Consider the following 9,464-nt stretch of genomic DNA (forward strand, 5'->3'; position numbering starts at 1 on the left):
GGCCGGGTCACTCCGGCCCGCGCAGTACCGCCAGCGGCGCCTGGTCCAGCACCCGCCGGGTGCCCAGCCAGCCCGCCAGGGCAATCCCCAGTGTCCCGCCGCCGATGCCGTAGACGAAGGTCATCGGGTTCACGCTGTAGTCGAACCCGAACACCTGCCACGCGAGCAGGGCGCCCACCGCGGTTGCGATCACGGCCGCCAGCAGCCCCGCAAGCAGGCCCAGGGCCCCGAATTCGGCCAGCAGCCCGTTGCGGATGTGCTCGCGGCGCGCGCCGAGGGTGCGCAGCAGGGCGGCCTCGCGCCGGCGGACATCGCGGGTGGCCTGTACCGCCGCATACAGCACGGTCAGCCCGGCAATCAAAGTGAACAGGAAGACGTATTCCACCGCTCGCGTGGCCTGGTCCATCACGTCGCGGACCTGGGCCAGGATCGCGCTGACGTCGATGGCCGAGACCGCCGGGAACTCGCGCAGCCACTGGTTCTGGGCCGAGCGCTGTTCCTCGGGGACGTGCATCGCCGTGATGAAAGTTCGCGGCTGCTCGTCCAGCAGGGCGGGCGGCCCGATGACGAAGAAATTGACCTGGAAGCTGTCCCAGTTCACCTCGCGGACGCTGGTGATCGGACTTCGGACCGCCTGACCGCCCACGCGGAAGGTCAGGGAGTCGCCAAGCCCCAGGTCGAAGCGTTCCATCAGACCGGCCTCGACCGACCAGCCGGTATCGGGGTCCTGGCCTGCCTCGCCGAACCAGTGCCCGTCCACAATGCGGTTGTGCTCTGGCGGTGTCTGGGCATAGGAGAGGTTGAATTCCCGATCCACCAGCCGACGGTCGCGATCGTCGTCGAAATCCTCCGGATTCACGCGTTCGTCGTTGATCTCGATCAGGCGTCCCCGGATCATCGGGTCGAGCTGCGGGCGCTCGAGACCGCTGGCCTCGACGCGGTCGGCGAACGCCTCTTCCTGGCCTGGCTGGATGTTGATGAAGAACTGGTTCGGGGCGTCCTCCGGGATACTCGCGTCCCAGGCCTCCAGCAGGTCGACCCGCACGATGGCGAGCAACAGCAGCGCGAGGATGCCGACACTGAAGGCCACCAGCTGCACGGCGCTCAGGCCGCCGCGCCGGGACAGGTTGGCCAGGCCAAAGCGCAGGGCCATGCCGCCGCGGTTGCGCAGCGGTCGCAGGGCCAGCACCAGCGCCATGCCGAGGACGGCCAGCACGGCGATGGCCACGGCGGTGCCCAGCAGGACCCAGGCCGCCAGCTGTGGATCCGCCGCTTGCCAGTAGAGGAGGCCGCCAAACGCCAGCAGGGCCAGCGCCCCGGACAGCCAGACCGAGGTCGGGGGCAGGCCCAGGTCGCGGCGCAGCACGCGAAGCGGCGAAACCTGGCCAATCCGCAACAACGCGGGCAGGGCAAATCCCACGGCGGTGATCATCCCCACCCCGAGGCCCGCGATGACCGGACGCCACCCGGGCGGGGGCAGATCCCCGGCCAGCCAGTCTCCAAGCAGCGCCGCGAGCACGAACTGTGCGGCAAAACCGATCGCAAGGCCGATGCCGCTGGCCAGCAGGGCCACCAGCACGACGCGGCCGAAGTAGGTCAGCAGGACCTGCCGTCCGCTGGCGCCGAGGGCGCGCATCACCGCGGCCGGGTCGGCGCGGCGCTGCGCAAAGTGATGCGCGGCCACGGCGATCGCCGCACCGGCGAGCAGCACGGCCATCAGCGAGGCCAGTCCCAGGAAACGTTCAGCGCGTTCGATCGCCGTGCGCAGTTCCGGGTTGGCGTCTTCCAGTCCCAGCAGACGCTGGCCGGCTTCCAGCTGCCCTTCCAGCCAGGCCCGGAACGCCTCGACTTCCGCGCCGGGTCCGGCGGCAAAGAACTCGTAGCGGACCCGGCTGCCCGGACCGATCAGTCCGCTGGCCTCCAGATCGTCGAAGGCGAGCATCAGGCGGGGCGCAATATCGAGCAGGTTGCTGCCGCGGTCCGGCTCGTGGGTGATGATGCCGGTAATTTCGAGATCGAGATCGCCGACCTCGACCCGGTCGCCGACGTCCAGCCGCAGGGCCTCCAGCAGGGTAGGCTCCAGCCAAACGGTGCCGGGCTCTGGCCCCCGGTCGCGGGCCTGCTCCTCCGCTTCGCGCCCGGGCCGGATGCGGGCTTCGCCCTTCAGCGGCCAGCCGGCCTCCACCGCGCGCAGGGCCGCCAGCCGGGACTCGTCATCGAGGGAAAAGACCACGCTGGGCAGGGAGGCTGTGCGCGCCGTTTCGAGGCCCGATGCGGCGGCTTGCGCGGGCCAGTCCTCCGGCTGCGGGTTGTCGCTGACGACCGCCAGATCGCCACCAAGCAGCGCGGTGGCCTGCTGGGCCATGCCGCGGTCGACCCGGTCCGTGAAGAACCCGACGGCCGCCACGGCCGCGACCGCGACCACCAGTGCGGCGGCCAGCACCCGCAACTCGGCCGAGCGCCATTCGCGCCAGGTGCCTCGCAGCAGCGCCCGCAGGGGGCTGCGGCCCCGGTTGCCGGCGTTGCTCATGCCAGCACACCGTCCTGAATGGAGATGACGCGGTCGCATTGCTCCGCGAGTTCCGGGTCATGCGTGACCAGGACCAGGGCCGTAGCGGGTCCGTCGCCGGCGGGATGTCGCGCCAGCCCGAAGAGCAGCTCGATGATGCGGTGGCCGGTCTTGCCGTCCAGGTTCCCGGTGGGCTCATCGGCGAACAGGACCGACGGGTGGTCGACGATCGCGCGGGCGATGGCCACTCGTTGCTGCTCGCCGCCCGAGAGCTGGTGGGGATAGTGAGCGGCACGTTCGGACAGTCCGACTCGTTCCAGGGCCTGTGCGGCCCAGCGGTTCAGCGTGTCCTGGGTCTCCCCGGCATGCCCGGGGTTGAGCTCCAGCGGCAGCAGGGTGTTCTCCATGGCCGTCAGCGCCGACAGCAACTGGAACGACTGGAACACGAAGCCGACGCGTCCGGCGCGCAGGGCCGCCCGGCCATCCTCGTCCAGTTCGCTGATGGTCTGTCCGAGCAGGCGAACTTCTCCCGCACTCGGGGCGTCCAGACCTGCAAGCAAGCCGAGCAGAGTGGACTTGCCGGAGCCCGATGCCCCCAGGATGGCTACCGTCTCACCCGCCTGGACGGCCAGTGAGATGCCGCGCAGGATGTCCAGAGGGCCGCTCGGTCCGTTAATCCGCTGCTCGAGGTCCCGGGCTTCCAGTACAAATGACGAGGATGCATCCATGTTGCGTATTCCGTTGGTCGTGATGGGCTTGATCGCGTTGCTATGGAGTCCCGTTGCGCCTGCGAATTCCCCGGACGGCGAAAATCTCTCCGCCGACCCCCTGCGGATCCTGGTCTTCGGGGACTCGCTCAGCGCGGCCTACGGCATGCCGGAGTCGGCCGGCTGGCCGGCCCTCCTGGAAGAGCGTCTGGCTACACGCGAGCGGGAGTGGGCGGTGGAAAATGTCTCAATCAGCGGCGACACCACTGCCGGTGGCCGGTCGCGGCTGCCGGATGTGCTGGAACGGGTAGAGCCCGCACTCGTGATTCTGGCTCTGGGCGGGAACGACGGCCTGCGGGGGCTGCCGCCGGCCGCCATGCGCGAGAATCTGGAAGCGATGGTGGATGCCATCGAGACGGCGGGTGCCGAGACGTTGTTGCTGGGCATCCGCATCCCTCCCAACTACGGGCGGCGTTACACCGAACGGTTCGAGGCTGTGTACGCCGATCTGGCAGCGGCGCGCGAGCTCGCGTTCGAGCCCTTCTTTCTCGAGGACGTCCTGCTGGAAGAGGGCATGCTGATGGATGATGGCATCCATCCCAGCGAGGCCGCGCAGCCGCACCTGCTGGATGCGGTCTGGTCGCGCCTCGAACCCCTGGTGGAGGCCGCGGAGACCTGCAGGGCTTCCCGTAGCGGTCACGCGGCCGGATAGACGCCTCAGTCGGAAAGCAACGCCCGCAGGTCCGCCACGATCTCATCCGGAAGCAGCTTCCGCAGCACCGGGTGCAGGTCACGCTCCACTTCGGACAGCAGGGGAAGGGTGCGGACCTCCGAATGACGGCAGAGCGGGTTCCCGTACTGGTTGGCCTGGATGCTGCGCTGGGCCCCCATGGTCATCAGGGCGACCCCGGGCAACCCTCGGGGGCCTTCGTCCAGAACCTCGATCAGTTCCACCATGCAGCCATCTACCTCGCCCTGGATTCCGATCAGCGGGGCGAGGCGATCGATCATGCGGGTGGACTGTTCGGTCGTCAGCATGGCCATGTGCCTACCTTACGACCGATGGGGTCGCAGCGCCAGAGTGAAAACGCGGCATCATGCGAGAGAAATGGTGTCCCCGGCAGGATTCGAACCTGCGACCTGCCCCTTAGGAGGGGGCTGCTCTATCCAGCTGAGCTACGGAGACCTAGGGAAACACTGATTAATGTACACGCTCGCGCTCGAGTCGCTTTTGCGTGCGAACAAGGCGCGGTGACTGCCGTGCAGTCATTCTGCACAAGGGAACCGCAACGCTGTGCGCGCGCCCGTTTTCGTCAACAATGGGCGGCCGAGCTCCTGCTCTCAATAGGTTGTGGGGTTGGCAGCCCAGGTTTCCCGATCCTGCGTTGCGCCGCTTGCGGGTAGAACCACTACCCGCAAGCGGCGCGCCTTGTCTCGAAAAACCTGGCGTGCCAACGCGAGCGTATACATTGATCAGTGTTTCCCTAGCGCGAGAGTATAAGCGCTGGGCAGGGCCCGTCCCAAGCGGGTCATTCGTCCGGCCCGTATTCGGGCTCCAGCGCGTGGTGGGCCCAGGCGAGAAATTCCTCCAGCGTGGCGCGGCCTTCGCTGGGGGCTTCGGGGCCGGCGAGGTTGCGGTAGACCACATGATCATCATCACGGCTCAGGATGCGGCGAACCGCCCAGTCGGCGTCCTTCCCGCCGTTGCTGAAGCAGACATCGGGCTGCACGGCTTCCCGGATGATGGGGTCGGATTGCTGGTGATGGTGGCGCGCCAGCAAGTACAGCCGCGCCAGGTCATCTTCGGTCAGATCCAGGTAGAGATTCATTTCGCGCATTGCGTGCTCGAGGTCCTCGCGCCCCAGACCGGCTCGCTCCAGGGCCGCCAGCGGACGTTGCGCGGGGCTCTCGGGCGACGGGGTGAGACTTGCGGGATAGCGCCGCCAGGGGAACGGGTAGTTGATGATGATCGCGACCATCAGCATCACCCCAACACTGCTGAGAACCGGATGCAGCAGGAACCAGGGGCCCAGGACCTCCACTGAATCGCCGCCGAGGACGGCGTAGAGCGCGGTGGCGCCGCCGGGCGGGTGCAGGCAGCGCAGGTAATGCATGAGCCAGATGGCTAGCCCCACGGCGACGGCCGCGGCCAGCAGGGGATGGGGCAGGACATCGCGCACCAGTATGCCCACCACGGCGGCCACGCCGTGCCCGCCGAGCACGTTCCAGGGCTGCGAGAGGGCGGCATGGGGCGTCGCGAAGAGGAGTACGGCGGTGGCGCCAAGCGACGCGAGAATCAGGCCGTTGATGCCGTTGTCGGTGACCGAGGCGGCCACCTCGAGAGACAGGTAAAGGCCGATCATCCCCCCGATCAGGGCGATCAGCTTGTCCCAATGGTTGGTGGTGTCGAGAAAGTCGCCGAACAGGGATCCGCGTCCAGTGCGCAAACCAGCCTCCCGAAGATGGAAACGGAAGGCATATTCGATGCCGGGTGGTTCGCAGTCAAATCACCGTGCGCGGAAAGCGCTTGGACGTCGATGGGTTGCATGGGGCGATGCGCGGTGGATCTCTTGGCGATGGTGCTGCCTCAACGTGCGCGGGGTCGGCCGGCAAACGGCCGCTACGTGTCTGGATGACGGCCCAAACCCCATCGGCCGCGCACCATCCGTGCGACCAGCCAGGGCTTGAGGCGCACATTCGGGGGAGAGTTCGTGCGAAGGGTCAGGGCCGGGCGCGACCGGAAGGGCTGTGTAGGGCTGGGGGCAGCCGCTGCGAGAGAGGGACAGGGGGCCCAAGGTAGTAGCCCTGAGCGAAGTTGAAACCCAGGTTCCGGACACGCGTGAGCTGCTCCGCGGTCTCGATTCCTTCCGCCACGGTGGTGTAGCCCGCATCGCTGATCATCTGAACCAGACTCTCGACGATCTGGTGCTGGTCGGGGTTATCCAGGGTACGTATCAGGCTGATGTCGAACTTGACCGTGTCCACGGGCATGGAGGCGAGGTAGCGGAGGGATGAATAGCCACTGCCAAAATCATCGAGGGCGACCAGAAAGCCTTGGCGGCGAAGCTTCTGGAGATTTTCCGTGGCCTGCCCGATCTCGGTGATCAGGGCGGTCTCCGTGACCTCGAGGATGATCTGCCGATCCTGCAGGAAGGGGACAAAAGCCTCCATCCATTGGGTAATCCCGGCATTCACGACGGTGGGACCCGACAGATTGATCGAAATACCGAAGCCTGCCGGGATCTGGGAAGATCGCAGATCCCGGAGGAGGCGGTTCAGTATGGCCCGGTCCAGGTCGACTTCCAGGCGACGTGCCTCGACGATGGGAAAGATATCCGCAGGACCGATGACTTCATCCTGGTGTTCGATGCGCAGAAGGGTCTCGAAATACGAGGGATGCCCCTCGTCGAGTGCAATGACCGGCTGGTAGGACATCCGGATTCCGGTTCCCTGCGTGACGGCGTCGTACACGGCATTGTTGACCCAGTTCGAATAAAGCCCCTGAGCGTCCTTCGCCAGTTCCGGGGTGAAGATCACGACCTGCGGGGACCCTGGGCGCTTGGCCTTGTACATGGCGACGTCAGCCTGCCACTGCAAAGTCAGAAGAGATTGTTCGTCGTTGTCGGTTGCGACAGCCATGCCGATGCTGACCTTGATGGGTTCCCGTACCCCGAACTGGGTAAAATCGGTGTGCCGAATGCGTTCGAGGCAACGCTCACCCAGGCTCCGGGCCCCTGATCGGTCGCAGTCGAGGAGGATCGCCGCGAATTCGTCTCCGCCGATGCGGAACAGGTGCTCTCCGTCCCGCAGGACCTCGTCGATGTCGCGCGCCACAGCCTGCAGGACTGCGTCACCCACCTGATGACCATAGCTGTCGTTGATGGCCTTGAAGTGATTGATGTCGAACAGGGCGAAGCACACCGGGTAGGTGTGGCGCGTGGCCAGCCGCGGGAGCGTATCCCACGATTCCTCGAAGGCCCGCCGGTTGCGTACACCGGTGAGGGCATCATGGTGTGCGATACGCCAGAATTCGCGGTTCTTCTCCTCCAGGCTTGAATGGACGTCCATAAGCCGGGCCTGGTAGGAGTTCAGGGACTCGCGGATTTTCTCCGTTTCCGCGATGGGCAGTACGCCGCCGACGCGTTCCAGCACCAGGCCTCCGGAGCTTTGGCGAAGCCGGTCGATATGGCCGGAAATGTGGTGGAGCGGGCGCACGATCAGGTAAACGAGTGTGGCGAACAGGGCGAGCGTAATCACCCCCAGGATGGCCCCGAGGTTGATTACCGCCCCTGACAAAAGTTCCTCCACCTGATCCGCCATGGGGTTGGGGCGAAGATCGAACTGTGCGTACCGTATGAGCTCGGTCGCGGGGATCGCGTGCTGCTCGCCGAAATCGAAACGGATGGATTCGGGGTTGATATAGCGGAAGACGTGCCCCTCGCGCAGGGAATCGAGAAACTGACTCTTCAGGCCGACGTAGCCGGGCGGGGGATCGGTCGCAGTGAGCGCAGGGATGGCCTCGATGATCAGCAGGGACGGTTCCGAGTCGCCCCGCACCGCGCGTGGAGCGGGAGGTGGAGGTTCGATCGCCCCGGGCAAATGGATCGCGTCCGAGTCCGGCAAAGCGACCCCGTCGCGATCATAAATCCGGGCGTCCACGACCCGATCGGCCAGAATCGCGGCCTGGTGCATGCGGTGATTCTTCCAGTAGGCATAGTACTGCGGAGTGCCAAGCTGCTGGCGCACCTCTTCCCAGCGTGCGAATCGGGATGCCTGCTGTGTCGCTTGTGTGCGGACGTGATCCAGCGCGCTGGCAAGCTCCTGACGCGCGGCCTCGCGACCATTGTCACGGACCTCTTCGCGCAGCTGATCGACCTGGTACCAGGTGTAGAGTCCGAAGCCGGCGAGCGTGACGAGGGCGAGCGCCGCCAGCAGGAGGGCGTAGTGTGTAATGGACGGGATGCGCGTACGGGTCATTGCGCCTGATGCCTGTGGAGGGCCCACTCGATTTCGTCCAGCAGGTCAAACTCGTGCATTTGATCGAAAAAGTGGTTGGCGCCGTCGACAATGCGGACCTCGGCGCCATGCTGCCGGAGCGTCTCGATCCATTCCAGGTCGATCCGGTCATCGGCGCTGCCCGCGATGAGCGTGGATGGTGTGTTGATGGTCTGGAAGGCGCGATCGGTTCGCTGCTTGTCCCAGTCGTAGTAGGAAAGGTATGCCGTTGGCGTAGTGACGTACTGACGACAGAAACCCAGGGCGTATTCCGCCAGCCCGGAATCGTTGCGGGCAAGGTCCGCCCGTGCGCGCGCCGCATGTTCGGGGGATTCAAACGCGGCCTCGCCGTGGCCGAAAAACGTCACACTGATGAAGATGGCATGCCTCACGGGCGCTTCCGGGGAGTGAGCAAGGTAGTCCAGCAGATTGACGCTGCCGGCGCTGTGACCAATCAAGACCGGTTCCTGCCCGGTTCTGGTGTGCAGCCAGTCGATCCATGTCGCGATTTCTTCCCGTGTCTTCGGCATGGAGTGAGTATGCACGGCCTCGCAGGGCAGGCTGGCTGTGCGCTGGTTGATACCGAGCGTCAGGCTGTGCGTGAGGACGTTGAATCCCGAGTCTGCAAGCGCGCTCGCGAGACGGCGCACTGTCGGGAAATGATGGGTCTGCAGAAAACCATGCTGAATCAGGATGGCGGGCATGTCCGGTTCGCCGGCCCAGTACGCCGCTTCAGCCGAATGGCCGGACGGCATTTCCAGGGTCACAGATACCTCTTCGCCGCTTGCGGCTACCGGGCCGAGGCTCAACATGATTATGCTCGTGACTGCCACCGCGCTGCGCAAGAACCATCCGGACATGGTCATATCTCCCTGACCTGAAGAGGCGGCAAATCCTCCCTGAAAGCCGTTAAGGAAACACTGATTCATGTACACGCTCGCGCTCGAGTCGCTTTTGCGTGCGAACAAGGCGCGGTGTGTTCTGGTCAAGTGAGAACGGACACCCCTCTAAGCAACGGCCTTTTCCCACTCCCGGGGGGTAAGTTGGCCCAGGGCCGTGTGGGGTCGGACGCTGTTGTACTGCATTTCGATGTACTCCACGACATCCAGTCGGGCGGCCTCGCGGGTACGGTAGGTCCGGGCGTCGGTCCACTCGCTTTTCAGTGCGCCGAAGAAGCGCTCCATCACCGCGTTGTCCCAGCAGTTGCCCTTGCGGCTCATGGAGGGCACGAAGCCCAACGCATCCAGCCGTTC

At 65.8% G+C, this 9,464-nt stretch carries 8 protein-coding genes and 1 tRNA gene; 1 reads left to right on the plus strand and 8 read right to left on the minus strand.

The features are described 5' to 3' along the window. Positions 1-7 precede the first annotated feature (7 nt). Together F572_RS0101165 and F572_RS0101170 are read right to left on the minus strand one after the other, a co-directional pair. Positions 8-2,530 (minus strand): ABC transporter permease, encoded by a 2,523-nt coding sequence (locus F572_RS0101165; RefSeq protein ID WP_017940699.1) that lies wholly within the window; start codon positions 2,528-2,530, stop codon positions 8-10. After that, positions 2,527-3,237 carry an ABC transporter ATP-binding protein gene (locus F572_RS0101170; RefSeq protein ID WP_017940700.1) on the minus strand — a complete coding sequence of 237 codons (711 nt, stop codon included), beginning with the start codon at positions 3,235-3,237 and terminating at the stop codon, positions 2,527-2,529. The genes F572_RS0101165 and F572_RS0101170 overlap by 4 nt, the downstream gene beginning before the upstream one ends. Between F572_RS0101170 and F572_RS0101175 the strand changes: the two genes are divergently transcribed. Then, the gene (locus F572_RS0101175; protein ID WP_017940701.1) at positions 3,236-3,928 is read left to right on the plus strand and encodes an arylesterase; all 693 of its coding nucleotides are present in this window, start codon (positions 3,236-3,238) and stop codon (positions 3,926-3,928) included. The two genes, F572_RS0101170 and F572_RS0101175, sit on opposite strands and share 2 nt — an antisense overlap. A 5-nt stretch (positions 3,929-3,933) precedes the next feature. Here the strand turns inward: F572_RS0101175 and F572_RS0101180 are convergent, their stop codons facing one another. The 6 genes from F572_RS0101180 to F572_RS0101205 form a co-directional block, all read right to left on the minus strand. Then, on the minus strand, positions 3,934-4,260 hold the full coding sequence (locus F572_RS0101180) for a hypothetical protein (RefSeq protein WP_017940702.1): 327 nt from the start codon (positions 4,258-4,260) through the stop codon (positions 3,934-3,936). 65 nt (positions 4,261-4,325) lie between these two features. Beyond that, a tRNA-Arg gene (locus F572_RS0101185) sits at positions 4,326-4,402 on the minus strand. 343 nt (positions 4,403-4,745) lie between these two features. Then, the gene (locus F572_RS0101190; protein WP_017940703.1) at positions 4,746-5,663 is read right to left on the minus strand and encodes an HPP family protein; all 918 of its coding nucleotides are present in this window, start codon (positions 5,661-5,663) and stop codon (positions 4,746-4,748) included. 274 nt (positions 5,664-5,937) lie between these two features. Beyond that, the gene (locus tag F572_RS0101195) at positions 5,938-8,193 is read right to left on the minus strand and encodes a bifunctional diguanylate cyclase/phosphodiesterase (protein WP_017940704.1); all 2,256 of its coding nucleotides are present in this window, start codon (positions 8,191-8,193) and stop codon (positions 5,938-5,940) included. Further along, positions 8,190-9,056: an alpha/beta hydrolase gene (locus F572_RS0101200; protein WP_026142895.1), complete on the minus strand. Its 867-nt coding sequence runs from the start codon at positions 9,054-9,056 to the stop codon at positions 8,190-8,192. The genes F572_RS0101195 and F572_RS0101200 overlap by 4 nt, the downstream gene beginning before the upstream one ends. Positions 9,057-9,218: 162 nt before the next feature. Then, the coding region (locus tag F572_RS0101205; RefSeq protein ID WP_018158311.1) for an integrase core domain-containing protein at positions 9,219-9,464 on the minus strand (246 nt) is incomplete at its 5' end.

The organism is Thioalkalivibrio sp. ALE14 (assembly GCF_000376845.1).
GTDB lineage: Bacteria > Pseudomonadota > Gammaproteobacteria > Ectothiorhodospirales > Ectothiorhodospiraceae > Thioalkalivibrio.

What these genes read in the sequence shown, in the direction of transcription:
- F572_RS0101170 (WP_017940700.1), bottom strand. Translation starts at nt 3,237, where the DNA reads ATGGATGCATCCTCGTCATTTGTACTGGAAGCCCGGGACCTCGAGCAG.
- F572_RS0101175 (WP_017940701.1), top strand. Translation starts at nt 3,236, where the DNA reads ATGTTGCGTATTCCGTTGGTCGTGATGGGCTTGATCGCGTTGCTATGG.
- F572_RS0101180 (WP_017940702.1), bottom strand. Translation starts at nt 4,260, where the DNA reads ATGGCCATGCTGACGACCGAACAGTCCACCCGCATGATCGATCGCCTC.
- F572_RS0101195 (WP_017940704.1), bottom strand. Translation starts at nt 8,193, where the DNA reads ATGACCCGTACGCGCATCCCGTCCATTACACACTACGCCCTCCTGCTG.
- F572_RS0101165 (WP_017940699.1), bottom strand. Translation starts at nt 2,530, where the DNA reads ATGAGCAACGCCGGCAACCGGGGCCGCAGCCCCCTGCGGGCGCTGCTG.